Source organism: Sphingopyxis sp. C-1, from assembly GCF_001047015.1.
Classification (GTDB): Bacteria; Pseudomonadota; Alphaproteobacteria; order Sphingomonadales; family Sphingomonadaceae; genus Sphingopyxis.
Map to the genome: position 1 here is coordinate 198315 of NZ_BBRO01000001.1, position 17385 is coordinate 215699.

At 63.8% G+C, this 17385-nt stretch carries 19 protein-coding genes and 1 riboswitch; of the genes, 11 read left to right on the top strand and 8 right to left on the bottom strand.

Annotated elements, in window-relative coordinates:
* The first annotated feature begins 39 nt into the window (after positions 1 to 39).
* Genes crtY through SC1_RS00810 form a run of 6 tightly spaced genes read left to right on the top strand, consistent with a single transcriptional unit; the run spans position 40 to position 5302 of the window.
* On the top strand, positions 40 to 1197 hold the full coding sequence (gene crtY, locus SC1_RS00785; RefSeq protein WP_062176283.1) for a lycopene beta-cyclase CrtY: 1158 nt from the start codon (positions 40 to 42) through the stop codon (positions 1195 to 1197).
* A complete protein-coding gene (locus SC1_RS00790; protein ID WP_062176287.1) occupies positions 1194 to 2669 on the top strand; it encodes a phytoene desaturase in 1476 nt (491 codons plus the stop codon). The genes crtY and SC1_RS00790 overlap by 4 nt, the downstream gene beginning before the upstream one ends.
* Positions 2666 to 3247, top strand: coding sequence for a TIGR00730 family Rossman fold protein (locus SC1_RS00795; protein WP_062176289.1), 582 nt, complete (start codon positions 2666 to 2668; stop codon positions 3245 to 3247). Before SC1_RS00790 ends, SC1_RS00795 begins: the two co-directional genes overlap by 4 nt.
* Positions 3247 to 4221, top strand: coding sequence for a phytoene/squalene synthase family protein (locus SC1_RS00800; protein ID WP_083435609.1), 975 nt, complete (start codon positions 3247 to 3249; stop codon positions 4219 to 4221). Before SC1_RS00795 ends, SC1_RS00800 begins: the two co-directional genes overlap by 1 nt.
* Positions 4218 to 4787, top strand: coding sequence for a nicotinamide riboside transporter PnuC (pnuC, locus tag SC1_RS00805; RefSeq protein WP_062176292.1), 570 nt, complete (start codon positions 4218 to 4220; stop codon positions 4785 to 4787). Before SC1_RS00800 ends, pnuC begins: the two co-directional genes overlap by 4 nt.
* The gene (locus tag SC1_RS00810; protein WP_062183276.1) at positions 4784 to 5302 is read left to right on the top strand and encodes an AAA family ATPase; all 519 of its coding nucleotides are present in this window, start codon (positions 4784 to 4786) and stop codon (positions 5300 to 5302) included. The genes pnuC and SC1_RS00810 overlap by 4 nt, the downstream gene beginning before the upstream one ends.
* A 599-nt stretch (positions 5303 to 5901) precedes the next feature.
* Here SC1_RS00810 and metA read toward each other — a convergent pair.
* A complete protein-coding gene (gene metA, locus SC1_RS00815) occupies positions 5902 to 6828 on the bottom strand; it encodes a homoserine O-succinyltransferase (protein WP_062183278.1) in 927 nt (308 codons plus the stop codon).
* A 37-nt stretch (positions 6829 to 6865) separates the two neighbouring features.
* Positions 6866 to 6971, bottom strand: a riboswitch (SAM-I-IV-variant riboswitch).
* Between the two features lie 55 nt (positions 6972 to 7026).
* Positions 7027 to 8559, bottom strand: coding sequence for a class I adenylate-forming enzyme family protein (locus tag SC1_RS00820; RefSeq protein WP_062183280.1), 1533 nt, complete (start codon positions 8557 to 8559; stop codon positions 7027 to 7029).
* Between the two features lie 209 nt (positions 8560 to 8768).
* Here SC1_RS00820 and SC1_RS00825 point away from each other — a divergent pair, with 209 nt between their 5' ends.
* From SC1_RS00825 to SC1_RS00835, 3 genes are read left to right on the top strand one after another with little or no spacing between them, the layout of a single operon-like run.
* Positions 8769 to 10301 carry an acyl-CoA synthetase gene (locus tag SC1_RS00825; RefSeq protein WP_062176297.1) on the top strand — a complete coding sequence of 511 codons (1533 nt, stop codon included), beginning with the start codon at positions 8769 to 8771 and terminating at the stop codon, positions 10299 to 10301.
* A gap of 4 nt (positions 10302 to 10305) precedes the next feature.
* The gene (locus SC1_RS00830) at positions 10306 to 10914 is read left to right on the top strand and encodes a 2-hydroxychromene-2-carboxylate isomerase (protein WP_062176300.1); all 609 of its coding nucleotides are present in this window, start codon (positions 10306 to 10308) and stop codon (positions 10912 to 10914) included.
* Between the two features lie 13 nt (positions 10915 to 10927).
* Positions 10928 to 11731 (top strand): crotonase/enoyl-CoA hydratase family protein, encoded by an 804-nt coding sequence (locus tag SC1_RS00835; protein ID WP_062176303.1) that lies wholly within the window; start codon positions 10928 to 10930, stop codon positions 11729 to 11731.
* On the opposite strand, the gene SC1_RS00840 is transcribed toward SC1_RS00835, so the two are convergent.
* Genes SC1_RS00840 through SC1_RS00865 form a run of 6 tightly spaced genes read right to left on the bottom strand, consistent with a single transcriptional unit; the run spans position 11728 to position 15501 of the window.
* Positions 11728 to 12417 carry an ATP12 family chaperone protein gene (locus SC1_RS00840; protein WP_062176306.1) on the bottom strand — a complete coding sequence of 230 codons (690 nt, stop codon included), beginning with the start codon at positions 12415 to 12417 and terminating at the stop codon, positions 11728 to 11730. The two genes, SC1_RS00835 and SC1_RS00840, sit on opposite strands and share 4 nt — an antisense overlap.
* A complete protein-coding gene (locus tag SC1_RS00845) occupies positions 12414 to 12650 on the bottom strand; it encodes a hypothetical protein (RefSeq protein ID WP_062176310.1) in 237 nt (78 codons plus the stop codon). Before SC1_RS00845 ends, SC1_RS00840 begins: the two co-directional genes overlap by 4 nt.
* Positions 12647 to 13267: an FMN-binding negative transcriptional regulator gene (locus SC1_RS00850; RefSeq protein WP_062176313.1), complete on the bottom strand. Its 621-nt coding sequence runs from the start codon at positions 13265 to 13267 to the stop codon at positions 12647 to 12649. The genes SC1_RS00845 and SC1_RS00850 overlap by 4 nt, the downstream gene beginning before the upstream one ends.
* Positions 13267 to 14499 (bottom strand): RluA family pseudouridine synthase, encoded by a 1233-nt coding sequence (locus tag SC1_RS00855; RefSeq protein WP_062176316.1) that lies wholly within the window; start codon positions 14497 to 14499, stop codon positions 13267 to 13269. The genes SC1_RS00850 and SC1_RS00855 overlap by 1 nt, the downstream gene beginning before the upstream one ends.
* Positions 14496 to 14876 (bottom strand): fluoride efflux transporter CrcB, encoded by a 381-nt coding sequence (crcB, locus tag SC1_RS00860; RefSeq protein WP_062176320.1) that lies wholly within the window; start codon positions 14874 to 14876, stop codon positions 14496 to 14498. Before crcB ends, SC1_RS00855 begins: the two co-directional genes overlap by 4 nt.
* A gap of 46 nt (positions 14877 to 14922) precedes the next feature.
* Positions 14923 to 15501, bottom strand: coding sequence for a thermonuclease family protein (locus SC1_RS00865; protein WP_062176323.1), 579 nt, complete (start codon positions 15499 to 15501; stop codon positions 14923 to 14925).
* A gap of 483 nt (positions 15502 to 15984) precedes the next feature.
* Here SC1_RS00865 and SC1_RS00870 point away from each other — a divergent pair, with 483 nt between their 5' ends.
* Together SC1_RS00870 and SC1_RS00875 are read left to right on the top strand one after the other, a co-directional pair.
* Positions 15985 to 16773: a MarR family transcriptional regulator gene (locus SC1_RS00870; protein WP_193749074.1), complete on the top strand. Its 789-nt coding sequence runs from the start codon at positions 15985 to 15987 to the stop codon at positions 16771 to 16773.
* 38 nt (positions 16774 to 16811) lie between these two features.
* Complete coding sequence (locus SC1_RS00875; protein ID WP_202966771.1) at positions 16812 to 17324, top strand: hypothetical protein; 513 nt, start codon at positions 16812 to 16814, stop codon at positions 17322 to 17324.
* Positions 17325 to 17385: the final 61 nt, after the last annotated feature.

A 17385-nucleotide genomic window follows, 5' to 3' on the forward strand; every position in this document is an offset into this window, starting at 1 on the left:
GGCTTTGCGCCCGCGCACTTGCGTGGCTAAGGCAGGGAAATGGTGGGGCAGAGCAACGATAAATGCGACATCGCGATCGTCGGCGGCGGGCTTGCCGGCGGGCTCGCGGCGCTCGCGCTCGCCGCAAAGCGGCCCGACCTCGATATAAGGCTGGTCGAACCGGGGCCGATTGGCGGCAATCATGTCTGGTCCTTTTTCGACAGCGATATCGCAAAGCGGGACCGATGGCTGGTCGCGCCGCTCGTCCGCCATCACTGGTCGCGCTACGATGTCCGCTTCCCGTCGCACGCCCGTACGCTGGCCATGGGATACAAGAGCATTACCGGCGAAGCGCTTGCCGATGCCGTCATGGCGGCTTTGCCCGCGGGGCACATCATCGCCGACAGGGCCAAGCATGTCGCGCCCGACCATTTGCTGCTGTCGCGCGGTGGGCGACTGTCGGCGAAGCATGTCATCGACGCGCGCGGCGTGACGAAATTTCCGACACTGACAAGCGGCTGGCAGAAATTCGTCGGGCAGGCGCTGACGGTGAAGGGGGGGCACGGCGTCGAGCATCCGGTGGTGATGGACGCGACCGTCGAGCAGTTGGACGGCTATCGCTTCGTTTATCTGCTTCCCTTCGATACCGAGACGGTTTTCGTCGAGGACACCTATTACAGCGACGACGCTGACCTTGACCCTGTCCTCGTTCGCGAGCGGATCGCGGCCTATGCGGCGTTGCAGGGCTGGGAGGTGGCCGCGACGACGCGCGAGGAAAGCGGCGTACTACCCGTCGTGATCGCCGGCGATTTCGATCGACTATGGCCCACCTCCGACCGCACCGCGCGCATCGGCGTGCGCGCGGGCACCTTCCATGCGACTACCGGCTATTCGCTTCCCGATGCCGTGCGCACCGCATCGTTGTTGCCCGGCCTCGTCGATCGCGCGGACCTTCCCGTCATCCTTCGCGACCGCGCCGCGAGGTCCTGGCGCCGCCAGCGCTTCTATCGCATGCTTGGCGCAATGCTCTTCCGCGCTTCGGAGCCCGCCACGCGCTACCGCATCTTCGAGCGTTTCTACCGTCTGTCGCCGGGGTTGATCGCGCGCTTCTATGCGGGGCGATCGACAACCGCAAACAAGCTACGCATCCTGTCGGGCAAACCTCCAGTGCCGATCGGCCGCGCGATTTCCGCCCTGGCGAAGCGCGACTGGAAATGAGCCGCCGCGCGATTGTTGTCGGCGCAGGATTCGGCGGGCTCGCCCTCGCAATCCGGCTGCAATCGGCGGGCGTGGACACGACGGTCGTCGAGGCCCGCGACAAGCCGGGCGGACGCGCTTACCATTGGGTCCGTGACGGCTTTACTTTCGACGCTGGTCCGACAGTGATCACCGATCCGCCATGTCTTCAGGAACTCTGGGCGCTGAGCGGGCAGGATATGGCCGCCGACGTCACCCTCGTCCCCGTCATGCCTTTCTACCGGCTCAACTGGCCTGACGGGACAACCTTCGACTATTCGAACGACGAGGCCGCGCTGCGCGCCGAAATCGCGAAGCTCCATCCAGCCGATGTTGCCGGCTACGATCGTTTTCTCGAATATTCGAAGGGCGTGTACGAGCAGGGCTATGTGAAGCTCGGCGCGGTCGCCTTCCTCGACTTTGCTTCGATGATCAAAGCCGCACCCGCGCTGATGAAATATCAGGCGTGGCGCAGTGTCTATGGCGTCGTGTCCTCCTATGTGCGGGACGAAAGGCTGCGGCAGGCGCTGTCGTTCCACACGCTGCTGGTGGGCGGCAATCCGATGACGACCAGTGCGATCTATGCGCTGATCCACACAATCGAGAAGGACGGCGGCGTCTGGTTCGCGCGCGGCGGTACCAATACGCTGGTCGGCGGCATGGTGCGGCTGTTCGAGCGGCTGGGGGGTGTCTTGCGCCTCGGCGATCCGGTGGCGAGGATCGAGACTACGGGCGGGCGCGTCACCGGCGTGACGACGCAAAGCGGCTGGCGCGCCGATTCCGATATGATCGCTTGCAACGGCGATCTCATGCACAGTTACAGGGATCTGCTCGACCACCCGCGCGGGCTGAAGGTTGCGAAAAGCCTCGCGCGCAAACGCTGGTCGCCCTCACTCTTCGTTGTCCATTTCGGCGTGAAGGGCGATTATCCCGATATCGCTCACCACAGCATCCTGTTCGGCCCGCGCTACAAGGGATTGCTGGACGATATCTATGGCGGCGTCGTGCCCGACGACTTCTCGCTCTACCTTCACCATCCCAGCATCACCGATCCGGGCATGGCGCCTGCGGGACATTCGACCTTCTACGCGCTCGCTCCGGTCGCGCATCTGGGGAAGGCAAAGGCCGACTGGGACGGCGAATATGGTGAGCGCTTTGCCGACGCGATCCTTGAAGAGGTCGAACGCCGTGTTGCGCCCGGCCTTCGCGCAAACCTCGTCACGCGCTTCCATTACACCCCGGCCGATTTCGGCCGCGACCTGTCGGCGCATCTCGGCAGCGCCTTCAGCCTTGAGCCGCTGCTGCGGCAAAGCGCATATTTCCGCGCGCACAACCGCGATGACACGATTTCCAATCTTTACTTCGTCGGCGCGGGGACGCATCCGGGCGCGGGAATCCCCGGCGTCGTCGGCAGTGCCAAGGCGACCGCCAATCTGATGTTGGAAGAATCATGAAACGTCTTGCCGTCTATTGCGGGTCCGCGACCCCCGAAGATCCGATCTATATCGAAACCGCGCGCCATGTCGGTCGCACGCTGGCGCAGCGCGGGATCGGCGTCGTCTATGGCGGCGGCCGCCTTGGGTTGATGGGCGCGGTGGCCGACAGCGCGCTCGAGGCTGGCGGTGAGGTGATCGGGATCATCCCCGATGCGCTTGTCGGGGCCGAGGTCGCGCATCGCGGCTGCACCGAGCTGCACGTCGTCTCGGGCATGCACGAACGCAAGAAGATGTTCACAGACCTGTCGGACGGTTTTCTTACCATTCCCGGCGGCGTCGGTACGATGGACGAGCTGTGGGAAGCGATCAGCTGGGCGCAGCTTGGCTATCATGCCAAACCCGTCGGGCTGCTCAACGCGGCGGGCTTTTACAATGAACTGATCGCCTTCAACCGCAAGATGGTCGAGGTCGGCTTTATCCGGCCGGCGCACGCCGGGATCATGATCGTCGACGCCGGGCTCGACGAGCTGCTCGACAAAATGGCTTCCTATGAACCGCACAAGACGATTTTTGCGATGAAGGCCGAAAATCTCTGATGATTGCGGAGGGGGCCTATGATGCACATGCCCTCCACGGTTTCGCGCACGACAGCATCGCGCGCGGATCGAAAAGCTTCGCGCTGGCCAGCCAGCTCTTTGACCGACAGACGCGTGAGCGTGTCTGGCTTCTCTACGCCTGGTGCCGCGCCGCCGACGACCTGATCGACGGGCAGGATCATGGGGGCACGATGACGCCCGGGCATGATCCGCTGGCCGCGGTCGCCTATATTCGGGCGCAGACCGACAAGGCGTTCGCGGGCGAGCCGACGGGCGACATGGCGTTCGACGCGCTCGGTTTCCTGCTTACCGAGGTCGCGATCCCGCGTGCGGTCATCGACGATATCGTTGCGGGCTTCGAACTCGATGCAAAGGACTGGCGCCCGCGCAGCGAGCAGGATCTTCTGCGCTACAGCTATCATGTCGCGGGGGCGGTCGGGGTGGCGATGGCGCTTGTGATGGGCATCGACCCCGCCGACGAAACGACGCTCGACCGTGCCTCGGACCTCGGCATCGCGTTCCAGCTCGCCAATATCGCGCGCGACGTGGCGGAGGATGCCGCGGCCGACCGCTGTTACCTGCCGGTCGAATGGATGGTGGAACTCGACATTCCGCCGGGACAGCATATGCACCCCGCCTTTCGCGGGCGTTTGTCGGTGATGGCGAAATGGCTGTCCGAAATGGCCGAGGAATATGAGGCGTCGGCGCGCTGGGGCGCGCGCAAGCTTGGCCCGCGCAGCCGCTGGGCGGTGCTCGCGGCGGCGGGCATCTATGGCGATATCGCCCGCGAAGTGCGTGCGCGTGGCGATCATGCGTGGGACCACCGCGCGGCATCAAGCCTCTTCGCCAAACTCGGCTGGATCGCGCGCGCTGGCTGGTCGGTGGTCCGAAGACCACCGCAGCGGCGGATCAGCCGCGAGGGACTGTGGACGCGGCCCAGACATATGGAGCCGGGCCATGAGGGCGCGGCATGAGCTATCTCGAATGGATCGCGGCGGCGTTCGTGCTCACCAATGTCGCGCTCGTCGCGTTGCGCAGCGTGTGGAACTATCCCTTCGCTCTCGTCGCGGTGACACTCTATGCCTTCGTCTTCTTCGAGGCGAAGCTCTACAGCGACATGCTGCTCCAGGGCTTTTTCTTCGCGCTCAACCTCTATGGCTGGGCGGCGTGGATGCGCGCGCGCGACGATAGCGGCGTGCCGGTGCGCTGGATGGCCGAAGGCGCGCGTTGGGGTTGGGCGCTTGCGACCATCGCCGCCTGGGCTGGCTGGAGCTTCACGATGGATCGCTATACCGACGCGGTCGCGCCATGGATCGACGGGGCGATCGCGATGCTTAGCATCACCGCGCAATGGCTGCTCGCGCGGCGCCGTGTCGAAAGCTGGTTCCTCTGGATCCTCGTCGATCTGATCGCCGTGCCGCTGTTCGCCTGGCGGGGACTTTACGCGACCAGCGCGGTCTATGTGGTGCTGCTCGGCCTGTCGATCGACGGCTTTGTCCAGTGGCGCCGCGCCGCGGCGACGGGCAGGGTGGCGATATGACGCGCCATATTTGCCTCCACGGCGCAGAAAGTACGGGCAAATCGACTCTCGCTCCGCGCCTTGCCCTGCATCTCGGCGGGCTCGTCGTTCCCGAATATGGCCGCACCTATGCCGAGGCGAACGGCACCGATCTCGACGAGGTCGATTTGCTCGCGATCTTCGACGGGCATATTGCGGCCACCCGCGAGGCGCTTGCACAGGCCCCCGACTGGCTGGTGTCGGACACCGACCCGTTGATGACGCAGGCGTGGGCGATCATGCTGCTCGGTCGCCGCCTGCCCGAAATCGACCTTTGGAACGATGTCGCCGACCTCTATCTCGTCCCCGCGATGGATCTGCCTTGGCAGGAGGACGGAACGCGGCTGTTCGGCAGCGAACTCGCGCGCGTACAGTTCATGGAGCTTGCGATCGGCGAACTCGACCGGCGCAAACTCAAATGGACCTGGGTCGAGGGCGAAGGCGACGCGCGGCTCGCGAATGCGTTGGCGGCGATAGCGGCGGCGGGCTTGGCCTGATTGAAATTGGTGTTAGCGCGTGAGGGTCCTTTTAGGGGGCGAGAGCTGTCGTTGCCCTCTTTGGACATCGCCTGGCTGAATCCGGATCGGATCGGCGCAAGGGCCGCGCAATATTTCAAAGTTCAGGGAAGTTCAGCCCTTTGAGCGCCCCGATTTGCAAGTCGCGGCGCGCTGGATGTGCGCGGCACGTCCGATCGTGGTCGTACCCGTAAGCCAGGCAGCCACTGCTTTTTTTGTTCACCGAATGAAAGAGCCGGATGAAGGCTGGCACGGCCGGATAATGTAGGAAAGGCCTATTTGAAGGCGATGTCTGTTTTGGGGTGGTGAGCGGACGTTTGCTACTAGGTTGTACCCCGGCGAAGGCCGGGGCCCAGGGCTTTAGAAAGCCGAGTTATGCGGATTGCCGCCCTGAACCCCGGCCTTCGCCGGGGAACTCATTACCCGCGTTAGTTTCCGGTCGTTTCTTCGCTCTCGTCATCCCGGGCTTGACCCGGGATCCCGCTTTTCTTGCGCATCGACCGGCCACCGCATCAAGCGGGACCCCGGATCAAGTCCGGGGTGACGATATGGAGAGGGCCGCAACCGGTCGCTTTAAGTCATCAGGCCGCGACCAAAGCGTCATGCTCACCGATTGCTGCGACATCGAACGGCGTGGTCTGATAGATTTCGTTGATCCAGTTCGCGAACAATAAATGCGCGTGGCTGCGCCAGCGGTTCTCCGGCGCGCTCGCCGGATCGTCGTCAGGAAAATAGCCCCTTGGTAGCTGGGCCCGGCCGTCGCGGTAATATTCTGCCGCCAACGTGCCGGTGTCATATTCAAGGTGATTGAACATATGCAGGGTCCGGTGGGCCCGATCGTAGACAAGACCCGCGCCGGCTTCCTCGTTGCCAGCCAGGACCTGCAGCCCGTCCGCCTCCGCCAGTGCGGTCGGGCAAACGTCTGTCCAGCGCGACACGGGAACGTCGAACCGGTCTGAAAAGCCCCGGAGATATGGCGAGGCCGGCGCAAGATTCGCATGCGGGAATATACCGAATGCCTTGCTGGACAGATCGCGTTTCGGAACGCCGTGGAAATGAAAAAGGGCGGCCTGTGCTGCCCAGCAGATCGTGAAGCAACGGTGGACATGCGTCTGTGTCCAGTCGAGAATTGCGCGCAGTTCGGACCAGTATCTGACCTCCTCATAAGGAAGTCGCTCGACCGGCGCCCCGGTGATGATGAAGCCATCGAACTTCTCGGTACGGACATCGCGCCATGGCCGATAAAAAGCCGCCATATGGTCGGCTGACGTATTGCGCGCGACGTGGTCGGTGATCCGCACAAGCGTCAATTCGATCTGGAGCGGCGTCGCTCCGAGCAGGCGAGCAAGCTGCGTTTCGGTGCTGATCTTGTCCGGCATCAGGTTCAGCAGGGCGATCCGCAACGGCCTGACGTCCTGGCGCCCCGCGTCGACTTCGCGCATGACCATGACGCCTTCGGCCTCGAGGATATGTCGAGCGGGGAGTTGATCGGGTATCTTTATCGGCACGAAACGTCGTTCCTTTTTACGGTTCGACGCTGCATGGCTTGATCCGTTTGGTTGCCGGCTCGGCCACATCCTCCTTGCGGAGCGCCACCTTGCCCGGATTGGCAGGTTGGCGTTGGGCGTCGACCCAACTCTTGATGCTGATATTCTCTTACGTCGTCGCGCCGGTCTTCGCAACCGGCCGAAAGTGACTCTTCGATGCTATCGGGCGTGTGCGTCGCGCAATTCGCGCTTCAGTACCTTGCCGATCGGGCTGCGCGGCAGTTCCTCGACTTGCACGATCGCGCTCAGCCGCTGCGTCTTGCCGACCCTGGCGTTGCAGTCGGCGCGTACACTCTCGGCATCGACGCCGGCTTTCAGCACGACGAAGGCGACGGGAGTCTCCCCCCATTCCTCACTCGGCATGCCGACCACTGCCGCCTCGACGACGCGGTCGTCGGCGATCAATATGGCTTCGAGGTCGCTCGGGAAAATGTTGAAACCGCCCGAGATGATCATGTCCTTCGCGCGGTCCATCAGAGTCAGGAAGCCGTCCTCGTCGATGCGGCCGATATCGCCGTGGCGATAGAAGAGATTTCCTTCGGCATCGTACCAGTGCATCGCCTTCGTCGCGTCGGGGCGGTTATTGTATCCGGTCATCATCGCAGGGCTGCGTCCGACGACTTCGCCGACCGATCCCTGCGGCAGTTCGTTGCCGTCCTCGTCGATTACCTTCGCGATATGGCCCGGCGCGGGCTTGCCGACGGTATGGAGCTTGTCGGGGAATTGATGCGCCTCGAGGATGAACGCTGCGCCGCCCTCGGTCATTCCGTAAATTTCGACCAGCCCGCCCGGCCAACGTTGTAGCACATCGGCCTTCAGCGCCGCGGGGAAGGGCGCCGAGGTGCAATATTTGACGACGAAGCTGGACAGGTCGAAGTCGCCGAAATCCTCGAGCGCCATGATGCGGCGATACTGCACCGGCACCAGCATCGTGTTGGTCGCGCGTTCGCGTGCCGCGAGTTCGAGAAAGCCGTGCGCGTCGAATTTCTTCATCAGGACGACCTGTCCGCCCGACCCGACGGTGGGCATGAAGCTTGCCATCGTCGTATTCGAATAGAGCGGGGTCGACAGGATCGTCACCGCATTGGGGCCATAGGCGGGCGCGCCGCGGATGATATGCTGCCAGCGCATCGCATGGCTGTGGACGATGCCTTTGGGTGTCCCGGTGGTGCCCGAGGAATAGATGATGTTGAACCCGTCCCCGGGCAGAATCTCGACCGGCGCCGGCTTTGCGCCCGCCAGCGACAGCCAGGCATCGAGCGGCGTTCCGGCTTCGCTGCCGTCCATCGCGATCAGGTCGCTTGCGGCGATGACATGGCCTTCGAGGCTCGCTTTTGCCGCGCTGTCGAGAAACAGGTGGCGCGCACCGGTGTCGGCGATCATCGCGGCCATCTGTTCGCCCGTCGCGCTGTTGGTGACGAGCCCCGCGACCCCGCCGGCGCGCAGCGTGCCAAGGATAACCGCCATTTGCTCGACGCTATTGAGTCCGGCAATCGCGGTACGGTCGCCCTTGGCGAATCCGTCCTGCTGCAACCGCGCGGCGATTCGGTCGGTCAATTGATCCAGTTCGGACCAGCTCAGCCGCCGCACGGCGTCGGCAGCCGCTACGGCATCGGGACGCTCCGCGGCATGGGTGCGGACAAGGTCGGGCAGGGTAGCGAAGTCGCCTTCGAGCATTTCGATACTGGTCATGCCCATGGACTAGCACAGCCGAAAGGCGGTGCAATGCCGGCGGGCCGATGGGCTTGCGTCGACGATGCGAATTTGACTGATCCTCCGCCCGGATTTGCCGCTTCTTGATCGCAGCCCCTGTCATAAGCTCCAGCTTGCTTGACCAAAAGTTTCAGGTTGCTACTCATCTTCGACATAAAGATACGAACGATTCCCGGAGATGATAGCCGATGCACCCCTCAGTTCATGCGCGTAACAACCCCGACAAGCCCGCAATCATCGTTGCCGAGACGGGAGAGGCGATCAGCTATGGCGAACTCGACGCCGCGTCGAATCGCGCCGCGCACCTCTTTCGCGCGCACGGGTTGAGGCATGAGGATGTCGTCGCCTTCATGCTCGACAACACGCCGCATTATTATGGGCTTACCTGGGGCGCGCAGCGCGCGGGGCTGCGTTATGTCTGCATCTCGTCGCGGCTGACGCAGGACGAGACCGACTATATTCTCGAAAATTCGGGAGCGAAGATTCTCGTCGTCTCGGCGAGCCTCGCCGGCGCGGCGCAGCAGCTCACGACCGGGATCAGGCGTTTCGCGATGGGCGGTGACATCGCGGGCTATGAGAGCTGGGAAAATGCGGTTGCGGCGATGCCCGCGACGCCGGTCGTCGACGAACGGGCCGGGGTCGACATGCTCTATTCGTCGGGCACGACTGGCCGTCCCAAGGGCGTGCGTGTGCCATTGCCCGAGGATCCGGCGATCGATGCGGTCAACAGCCTCGTCATGCTTGCGTCGGCGGTGTTCCAGATCAACGCCGACAGCGTCTATCTGTCGCCCGCGCCGCTTTATCACGCCGCACCGCTGCGCTGGTCGATGACCGTCCATCGCCTGGGCGGTACCGTTGTGCTGATGAAGAAATTCGACCCCGAAGCCGCGCTCGCCCACATCGAAAAATACCGCGTGAATTCGAGCCAGTGGGTCCCGACGCATTTCGTGCGGATGCTTAAACTGCCGGGCGATGTTCGCACGCGCTACGACACTTCTTCGCTCAAAGTCGCGATCCACGCCGCGGCGCCCTGCCCGGTGCCGGTCAAGCAGGCGATGATCGATTGGTGGGGGCCGGTTCTTTTCGAATATTATGCGGGGTCCGAAGGCAATGGCATGACCTTCATCTCCAGCACCGACTGGCTGACGCACAAGGGCAGCGTTGGCCGCCCGATCCTCGGCGCGATCCACATCATGGGCGAGGATAGTGAAACTGAGCTTGGGCCGAACGAAGAAGGCGCAGTGTTTTTTGAAAGCGAAAATGTCTTCGAATATCACGGTGATAGCGAGAAGACGGCATCGAGCCGCAATTCGAAGGGCTGGTCGACCCTCGGCGATGTGGGCAAGGTGGATGAAGAAGGCTTCCTTTACCTCACCGATCGCAAAAGCTTCATGATCATCTCAGGCGGAGTGAACATCTATCCGCAGGAGATCGAGAATCATCTCGTCACGCACCCGAAGGTTGCCGACGTCGCGGTGGTTGGCGGCCCACACGACGAAATGGGCGAGGAAGTGATTGCGGTCATCCAGCCCGCCGACATGGCCGACGCGACCGAAGCGTTTCGCGACGAACTGATCGCTTTTGCGCGCGAGAAACTGTCGGGCGTCAAGATTCCGCGCCGCATCGACTTCCTCGAAGCTCTGCCGCGTCACGACACCGGCAAGCTCTACAAGCGGCTGCTCCGCGACCAATATTGGGAGAAAGCGAAGGCGGAGGCCTGATCCCGTGACCGCGCGCGTCGAATTCTTCTTCGACCTCTCCTCGCCCTGGACCTGCCTCGCGTTCCACAATCTGCCGGGCGTGCTTGAGCGAACCGGCGCGACGGCGATCTATCGACCGATCCTTGTCGGCGGCGTGTTCAACGCGGTGAACCCGGCCGTCTATGCGGCGCGTGAGCAGGCCGACAACCGGCGGCTGACGCACAGTTGGAAGATATTGAAGGACTGGGCGCGGCTGGCGGGCGTGCCCATGAATTTTCCGTCGCAATGGCACCCGGCGAAGAGCATCGCCGCAATGCGTTTCTGCTGCGCGCTCGAGGAAGATCAGGCCGCGCTTGTCCGCTTCGCGCGCGGAGCCTTCGCGAGCTATTTCGACCGGCAGGAAAATCTCGACGACCCTGCGGTTCTCGCCGCCGTCGCGGATGCCGAGGGGCTCGATGGCGCCGCGCTGGCCGCTGCGGCCGGCAGCGATCCGGTGAAGGTCCGGTTGCGCACGAATACCGATGAAGTCATCGCGCGCGGTGGCTATGGTTCGCCCACGATCTTCGTCGACAAGGACGATATGTATTTCGGCAACGACCAGCTCCCGCTCGTCGAGGCCGCATTGAAACGCTGAAAAGGACTTTTCCGTGAAAGACCGTATTTCGATCACCATGCTCGATGGCGGGATCGCCGACGTCCGCCTGATCCGCGCCGACAAGATGAATGCGCTCGACCCCGCGATGTGGGAAGCGCTGGCCGAAGCGATCGATCGGCTCAAAGCAACCGCGGGGCTGCGCGTTGTCGTGTTGTCGGGCGAAGGCCGCGCCTTCTGCGCCGGGCTCGACCTGTCGAGCCTCAGCAATGATCGCGATCCGGGCGCCAGCAGCGCAGGGGGCAGCCTGTCCGACCGCACGCGCGGCATTGCGAACAACGCCCAATATGCCGCGTGGGGCTGGCGCGAAATCCCGGTACCGGTGATCGCGGCGGTTCACGGCGTCGCTTTTGGTGCGGGAAGCCAAATCATGGCCGCCGCCGACATTCGCATCGTTCATCCCGATACGCGCATTGCGATCATGGAAATGCGCTGGGGCCTGGTTCCCGATGTCGCCGGCATGGCGCTTTGGCGCACGCAAGTCGCCGACGATGTGCTGCGCGAGCTGATCTATACCAATCGCGAATTCAACGGGTCGGAAGCGAAGCTGCTCGGTTTCGCCACGCATGTGTCGGACGACCCGCTGGCGAAAGCGATGGAACTGGCCGAAGTGATTGCCGACAAGAACCCGCATGCGATCCGCGGGGCCAAGCGGCTTTGCAACATGCTGGCCGACGCAACCGATGCCGAAATATTGCAGGCCGAAAGCGACGAGCAGGTGAAGGTGATCCGCACCCCGAACCAGATGGAAGCGGTGATGGCCGGGATGCAGAAGCGGAAGCCGAATTTCGCCGACTAAAGCAGCGTCAAAAACCGCGCGGCATTGTCCCAGTCGCGTTTGTGCGCCGCGCGCGCTTTCTGCGCCTCGCTATCGGCGCCCCAGCGGCGTTCCTGATAGAGGTCGTCGAGGCTGACCGCCTCCCACAAGGCGTCCGCGTCGAGCGCGTTTTCGAGCAGCGCGAGTCCGGCGACAAGCGACCCACCGATCGTCACCAGTGGCGTGAGTGCGGTGATCCGCCACGCGTCCTGCGCCAGCACCGCATCTTGCAGGACCGTGATCGTCGCATCAGGCTGGTCGACCGGCAGCACGCCCTGCGTCAGCGTGAATTCAATCGCATAGCGTGCCTCGGCCCAGGCGAGCAGCGGGTTCCACGCCGCGGCCTGTTCGGCCTGCAACGCCGCGTCGCGCGCGTCACGATAGCAGAAGAGATCGCTCTCGGCATAAGCGGCGACCGGTGCCGCGAAGGCCATAAGGTCGGGCGTCGCCAGATCGATCGCGGCGTTGGTCAAGCCCGTCATCGGCATGGCGGCCGGATCGATCGTCTCACTGACGTCGCGCCATTCGGCGGCGACCGCTTCGGCAAGCGCGATACTCGCGACGGCCAGCGGCGCGCGCTGCGGCGTACGCACTGGCCGGCCATCGAGCGCGATGCCCCAGCCGCCGTCGTCCGCGACGACCGCAACCTCTTTCCAGAAGCGCTTCACGGGTTTTTGGGCGACCGCCAGCGGCGCGCGAGGAGCAGCGGCATCACAGCGAAATCGAACGCGCCGACGAGCACGATCGCGACGCCAATCCAGCGGTCGGTCGGCTGCCCCGCGAGCGAAAACCCGCCGCTGATCAGGATAAAACCGATCGCGACAAAGGCGGCGCCCATCAGGCGCATGATCGAAAGGGCAAAGAAGCGTTTCTTTGCGAGTGCGTCGTCAGCTTGGCTCATGCACCCTCCCTATCGCCGCCAAGATGGCGCATCAACTGCGCGAGCGCGCCATGACCGGTCGCCTCCACGCCCTCAATCACGCGCGCGCGTTCGTCGGCGGATTTGTTCTGTGACAGCTTTATCGTCGGGCGCCAGGCGGCGATCCGCATCTCGAATCCGGTGATGGCACCGGTCATCTTGCTGAACAGCGCAGGGTTCATCTTGGCGCGCGTCCATGGCGGGTTTGCTCCGACGCGCGCTTCGTGCTGGGCGGACAATGTATCGAGCAGGGCGACCAGCGCGCTATCGTCGAGCTTGCGCGCCATGCCTTCCATCTCGATCGCGACGTAGTTCCACGTCGGGACCTGATCGGCCTCTGCGTACCAGCTCGCACTAACATAGGCGTCGGGCCCCTGTACGACGGCAAGCGCATTTGCTCCGTCGAGATGCCGCGTCAGCGCATTGCCGCGCGCGAGATGGAATTGCAGCGTCGTCCGGTCGTCGCTGAGCACCACGGGCGTGTGCGCCACGCGCGGGCCGTCGGGCGTGTTCGCGAAGATGGCGGCAAAACCGATCTCGCGCACAAGCAATTCGGCAAGGTCGTCCTGCCGCGGGCGGAAGGCGGAATTCGGATGCATCAGCCGGCTTTGGGCGGGCGCGCCGGATGCTTCTTCGCGCTCGGCTTTTTGCCCACGGGTTTCCCAGGCGCCGGCTTGCCGGGCTTGCCCGGTTTCGCTTTCGCCTTGGGCTTCGGCTTGCCGACGAAATCGGTCGGCTTGCTGTCCGCCGTGCGTCCGCGTCGTTCGCCGCGCCTGGCCTTGCGGATCTGTTTGCTATGCGCCTTGGCAGCGGCTTTTGCCGCCGCCTTCGGTGGCGGTCCCTTGGCGATATCGTCGATCCCGATCTGGCCGAGCAAAAGGTCGAAGCCGAGCGCGTCGAGGCTCGCGGCGAAATGCTCGGGCACATCCGCGCTGATATCGATCGCGCCGCCATCGGGATGGTCGATGCGCAGGCGCCGGCTGTGCAGATGCATCTTGCGGCTGATCGTCCCGGTCAGGAACGCGCCCTTGCCGCCATATTTGCCGTCACCGACGATCGGGTGACCGATTGCTGCCATATGGACGCGAAGCTGGTGCGTGCGCCCGGTGAGTGGCTGCAGCTCGACCCATGCCGCACTGTTTCCCGCGCGTTCGATGACGCGATAGCGCGTCTTTGCGGCGAGGCCGCTGTCGTGGACGTGCATCTTCTCGCCGCCCGATCCCGGCTGCTTGGCGAGCGGCAGGTCGATTTCGCCCTGCTGAATATCGGGGACGCCGACGATCAGTGCCCAATAGGTCTTTTTCGCGCTGCGGTTCGAAAAGCTTTTGGCGAAATAGGCGGCGGCGCGCGGCGTGCGCGCGATCAGCAGCGCGCCGGACGTATCCTTGTCGAGCCGGTGGACGAGTTTGGGCCGCGTCGGACCGTCGAATTTCAGCGCGTCGAGCAAGCCGTCGACATGCTGCTCGGTCTTGGTTCCACCCTGCGTTGCAAGGCCGGGCAGCTTGTTCAGCACGATCGCGCTGTCGTCCCGGTGGATCATCATCCCCGTCGCCAGATCGATATCGGCGTCGGTCAGCGGACGCCCTTTACGCGCCGGACGCGCCTCGGCCTCCACCGGCGGCGTCGGCATGACGAGTTTTTGCCCGGTCGCAATCCGGTCCGACACGTCGGCCTTCTTGCCGTCGAGCGTCAGTTGGCCCGACCGCGCCCATCGCGCGAGCAGCGCGTGTGGCGTGCCCTCGCGGTGGCGCTTGAACCAGCGGTCGAGGCGAATGCCGTCATCCTCCTCGGCGATGGTGGCGCCGTCGAACTTTCCCTTGGGTTCGCTCATGCCGGTACCTGCCGCACGATGAAGAGGCCGAGACCGCAGGCGCAGATCGCGCCGATTACCGACGCGAGGACATAGGCGGCCGCCTGAGCATTTTGACCGCGTTCGAAAAGCATCCAGAATTCCATGCTGAAGGAGGAGAATGTGGTGAAGCCGCCGAGAATTCCGACCCCAACGAACAGACGCGCGGTTTCGCCGCCATCGCTGCTACGCGCGAGCGCGCCGACGAGCAGGCCCATAAGGAGGCTGCCGGCGATATTGATGGACAACGTCCACCACGGGAAGCCGGGGCCGAGCCGCGCGAGCATCGCCTGCCCGACCATATGACGGGCGCCGGCGCCGATCGCGCCGCCGATCATGACGGGAAACAGGCTGTTCATGTGCTCGCCCTAGCCCGAAACGGGCGCGAGGCATAGCGGCCCATTTCTAGGGATCGGGCGACATGAGAGCGGCGGTGGTGCGTTCGTGGGCCGCGCGCCAGTTATCGGGACGGATAAAGTCGCCCTGCCAGATGCCGCGCCGTTTCGCCTGCGCTTCGGCTTCTTCCACCATATAGGCGTCGCTAGTCGCCACCGCCCAACCGAGCCGGGTCATTTCGGCGCCAAGGTCAATCCCGTCGGGGAAGGGTGCGGAGCGGCACACGGCAAGGGTGCGGCCGTAACGATCCTTTGCGGCGAATTCGCAATGGAGCGGTCCGGGGCCAGCCAGTTTTTCAAGCGCGGTACGTGCTTCGCGCCCGCATGCCCAGCGTTCCGCGGCGCGCGAGCAATCCTGCCGATATTCGACCGCGTCGATACCGGTCAGGCGGATCGTCAGCGGCGCGTTATCCTGCCGCACCGTCAAGCTGTCCCCGTCGATCACATGGACAAGCGGCACCGTCGCAATCGGGGCCGGCGACGCCAGCCATGCGGCAAAGGCGAGTCCGGCGAGCAGCAGCAGCGCGAGCAGCGACCGAAAGCGCCGCCGCCAACGCAGATGTGCGAGCGAAGAGGAGCCTGAAACCATAGGTGTCGCCTGACTCGATGAAGGGGGCTTTGCAAGGATGATTTAAGTATTGACGATGAGAACAAACCATGTCCAGAATGGACAGATTACCCGACGACCGATGCACGCCCACTCATGCCGAGAACAAGCTTGGGTCCGGATTGGCGGCAAACGGGAGCGAATAGAAAAGTGAATATCGCCGAAATGACGGCATGCTTACGCCAAGGTGGAGTTATGGAAAGGGGGGACGACAGCATGATAGACCTGCAGCCATTGGAAACATCGGCATTTCCGCCGAACGGTTTCGGCGCGGAGCATGACGAGCCTCCCGAAGCGCTCCGTGGGTCGCTCCCTGAAGCTGTTGCGTCGCCACTTTTGTTCGTGGGGTTACCGGGCGATTGTCCCGATCTGACTTCGCTTGCAGATGTACGCTTGGCGAAAACAATATCGGCTCCTTTGGCGGCAAATTATATTCGGAAAACCGCCACGCTCGACATTGTCTGGGTGTCGCGGGCGGACGCGGTCGAACGCGAAACGCTGGCTGACATATGCGCGGCGGCGGAAGCGCAGGGGTGCAACCTGGTTTTCGAAACCGAGCTTCCGGATCTCGACCGGATCATGGCAGTCATTCCCGCGTCGCTCAACGCACAGTTTCTGGTCGACGCCGATCCAACCGACCGGCTCGTCGCGTTGGCGACGGCGCGGCGCGCGCGGGACGGCGTGTTCCACGATGTCGCACGAGACGATGCGATGGAGCGGATCGATCGGCTGCAAGAAGAAGTCGCGCGCATCTCTCGTTTGCTCGGCGACCTCGCCGGACATAGGGGCGGTCTTCCCGGTACGCCGACGGGCTATATTTCGCGGACCGAAGATCTTTCCGACTATCCGGAACAGGTCCGCACGCCGTCGCGCGACTTTACTGCGATGCCGCGCAGCTTCGTTCCCGAAGAGCGCACGCTCGACCGGCAGCGTGCCAAAGCGGTGCGACGGATGCTGCGCCAGCGGCGGATGCGCGAACAATATTTCCCCGCCGACCTGTTCGCCGATCCGGCGTGGGACATGTTGCTCGACCTCTATGCCGCGCGGCTCGAACGCCAGCCGGTCTCGGTGTCGAGCCTGTGCATCGCCGCTGCGGTTCCCGCGACGACTGCGCTGCGCTGGATCAAGACGATGACCGACGCCGGCCTGTTCGTGCGCGGGGACGATCCGCAAGATGGCCGCCGTATCTTCATCGCCCTAGCCGAAGGCGCCTATGATGCGCTGGCCCGATATTTTGAGGCGCTCGAAGAATAGGCTTGGTTCATACCGATTGGCGCGGCATGATTCCGGTCATGAAGAATGCCGTCGAAGTGGTCGTGACTGACCGGATGCAGCAGGGGTATCGCTATACGCGGACCGCCCCGATGGGAAAGGCGTTCGATCCCGATTTCGAACCCGAACTCACGCCTGCCGAGATGTTGGAACTCGGGGTATTCTGCGGCAAATATATGACCGACTGCACCGCCGAATTTCCGGCAAGCTGGTTCAAAAACGCGAAGCTTGCGCCCGAAAGGGCCGACTGCACGCTCAACTATTTCGGCATAAGGGCGAGTGTTCCCTTGCAAGTCTGGGTGCAGAAAGGGTGGATCCACCCCGACGACCCGCGCGGCTGGTTCCAATGGTATTGCCGCTATTATTCGGGGCGACGGATGCCGGGCGAGGACCACCGCCAGATTGCGCGGTGGCGCGCGTTCCGGCGTCACGCCGCGCAAGTGCGCAAACATTGCGAGCCGGGCGATCCCTTTTGCCGGCCGAAACAGCGGCAGGCATTGCTGCAGTGGGCGTATGACAGCCGGGATATCTAGCCGCGACGCGGGGCGCATTTCCCTTCGCGATTGGCCGCACTATGTAAGCGCCATTCAACGG

What these genes read in the sequence shown, in the direction of transcription:
- SC1_RS00845 (WP_062176310.1), bottom strand. Translation starts at nt 12,650, where the DNA reads ATGAGCCAAGCTGACGACGCACTCGCAAAGAAACGCTTCTTTGCCCTT.
- SC1_RS00795 (WP_062176289.1), top strand. Translation starts at nt 2,666, where the DNA reads ATGAAACGTCTTGCCGTCTATTGCGGGTCCGCGACCCCCGAAGATCCG.
- pnuC (WP_062176292.1), top strand. Translation starts at nt 4,218, where the DNA reads ATGAGCTATCTCGAATGGATCGCGGCGGCGTTCGTGCTCACCAATGTC.
- SC1_RS00820 (WP_062183280.1), bottom strand. Translation starts at nt 8,559, where the DNA reads ATGACCAGTATCGAAATGCTCGAAGGCGACTTCGCTACCCTGCCCGAC.
- SC1_RS00800 (WP_083435609.1), top strand. Translation starts at nt 3,247, where the DNA reads ATGATTGCGGAGGGGGCCTATGATGCACATGCCCTCCACGGTTTCGCG.
- crcB (WP_062176320.1), bottom strand. Translation starts at nt 14,876, where the DNA reads ATGAACAGCCTGTTTCCCGTCATGATCGGCGGCGCGATCGGCGCCGGC.
- SC1_RS00855 (WP_062176316.1), bottom strand. Translation starts at nt 14,499, where the DNA reads ATGAGCGAACCCAAGGGAAAGTTCGACGGCGCCACCATCGCCGAGGAG.
- SC1_RS00865 (WP_062176323.1), bottom strand. Translation starts at nt 15,501, where the DNA reads ATGGTTTCAGGCTCCTCTTCGCTCGCACATCTGCGTTGGCGGCGGCGC.
- SC1_RS00875 (WP_202966771.1), top strand. Translation starts at nt 16,812, where the DNA reads ATGAAGAATGCCGTCGAAGTGGTCGTGACTGACCGGATGCAGCAGGGG.
- SC1_RS00790 (WP_062176287.1), top strand. Translation starts at nt 1,194, where the DNA reads ATGAGCCGCCGCGCGATTGTTGTCGGCGCAGGATTCGGCGGGCTCGCC.
- SC1_RS00810 (WP_062183276.1), top strand. Translation starts at nt 4,784, where the DNA reads ATGACGCGCCATATTTGCCTCCACGGCGCAGAAAGTACGGGCAAATCG.
- SC1_RS00825 (WP_062176297.1), top strand. Translation starts at nt 8,769, where the DNA reads ATGCACCCCTCAGTTCATGCGCGTAACAACCCCGACAAGCCCGCAATC.
- SC1_RS00850 (WP_062176313.1), bottom strand. Translation starts at nt 13,267, where the DNA reads ATGCATCCGAATTCCGCCTTCCGCCCGCGGCAGGACGACCTTGCCGAA.
- crtY (WP_062176283.1), top strand. Translation starts at nt 40, where the DNA reads ATGGTGGGGCAGAGCAACGATAAATGCGACATCGCGATCGTCGGCGGC.